The organism is Actinomyces oris (assembly GCF_001937445.1).
GTDB classification, from domain to species: domain Bacteria; phylum Actinomycetota; class Actinomycetes; order Actinomycetales; family Actinomycetaceae; genus Actinomyces; species Actinomyces acetigenes.
This window is the reverse complement of record NZ_MSKS01000075.1, coordinates 1-1,598: the sequence shown is the minus strand read 5'-3', so window position 1 is coordinate 1,598 and position 1,598 is coordinate 1. Positions and strand designations below refer to the sequence as shown.

At 68.0% G+C, this 1,598-nt stretch carries 2 protein-coding genes; both read left to right on the top strand.

The window, feature by feature from the left end:
• Positions 1-283: 283 nt before the first annotated feature.
• Entirely contained in the window at positions 284-433 is a 150-nt protein-coding gene (locus tag BKH20_RS14310) for a hypothetical protein (protein ID WP_178388616.1), read from the top strand.
• Positions 434-1,223: 790 nt separating this feature from the next.
• The coding region (locus BKH20_RS13485; protein WP_256693200.1) for a DUF6318 family protein at positions 1,224-1,598 on the top strand (375 nt) is incomplete at its 3' end.

Genomic DNA, 1,598 nt, shown 5'->3' with positions numbered 1-1,598 from the left:
GAGAAACACCACGCACTCCACACCATCATCCGCCTGGTCGGCGCCGTCCTGGCAGCGCAAACCGACGAATGGGCCGAGGGCCGCCGCTACCTCAGCCTGGACACCCTCAAACAGTGCCAGACCACCAACAATCTCCAGGACGGCCATCCAGACACGCCCCCGACACTGGCCCACTGACCCCTAACCACGAAGACCCCTACACCACTACCAGGGACTTGACCCCGACATCGAGCGACTAGGTGGCTGGATCGTGTGGGCGATCTCGCTCTGACAGCCTGGTCCCATGAGCACTGACACCTCTATCTTCCGCCGTTCCTGCCCCCCGCCGCAGCAGGTCAGACCCGCGTCTCCTATCCAGTCACGCGGCCTCCTGCCCCGCTGGGCCTGCGCGGTCCTGGCGGTCTGCCTGGTCGTCGTCTGGACCCAGGCCTGATCCGGCTCTTCGACGCTCACCACCGATTCACGTCCTGAAAACTGTCACCATGAGTGACCGTCGTTTCTCCGCGCTGGCGTCGAGGCGAGGCGGCCTACGGTCGGAGTACTGGGCCGGCAACGACGGGGGCTAGCGCACGAGTCTCTTTCCGGGGTTTTCCACAGGGTGGTCTCTAGGCCTGGTCATGGGGCGTTGGTGCGGGTAGTGTCAATACACCGCTTGGACGGGCAGTGCTGCCCGTCCGGGCGGGGTATGGAGTTGTTTCGGTGGCGAGGAGGCTTCCGTGATGAGTGCGTCCCTACGATCCCCCGAGCCTGTGGGTGCCCGGGAGCCGGTATCCAGCTCTGGCCAGGTTGCCGTGTCGGAGCGGGGCCCTGTCGTGCACAGGCGTCGCGGCAGGCTGGTTCTCATTGACTCTGGCGGGCCTGCGGAGCGGGTGGCTCTGAGGGGAGGGCTGGAGCAGTCAGGCGGTTGGGCGGCCGCTCCGGGGTCGGGGGTGGCCGAACGTGACCGTTGCTCCCACCCGGGCCCCGGAAGCCCGTGCAGCCCCTGCGGCACCAAAGAGCGGGCGGAGCGGCCGAGCAGACGGCCAGCCGCTTTGGGGCGGCGTCCCACCGCACACGACCGTCAGACCGGCCTGAACCTCGATGGCGTCGACGGGCACGCGGAGCAAGAGGCCCTGACCGTCAGTCCGGGACGGCCGCGTGGGTCGACGCTGCCGGGGCCCAGGCCCCGACCCGAGGCTCGGCCCGGTTCTCGTTTCGGGTGTCGGCGGGGTGTGGCTGGTCTGGTGGTGGTGTGTGTGCTGACGCTGGGGGCGGCGGCCTGCTCAGTGAAGGATGCCAAGGCTGAGGCCAGCGTGAGCGCCAGTGCGAGCGCGTCGGCGGCTATCGCTCGGGCTGAGAAGGGCATTGCGGATGCTAACGCCTCGGCGACCGCCTCCCGGGAAGCGGCTCTGAGTCCTGAGCTGCGCGCCAAGCGCGATGCCGCCCTGGCCGAACCCGCACCGGCCAAGCCCTCCCAGATGAACGAGGAGAGCGCCGAGGGCGCAGCAGCCAGCGTCAGCTACTTCCTCGACCTCTACCGCTACGCCTTCATGACCGGCAACACCACCGAACTCGCCGCCATGAGCGAAGATCAATGTAAATTCTGCCAATCAGCCATC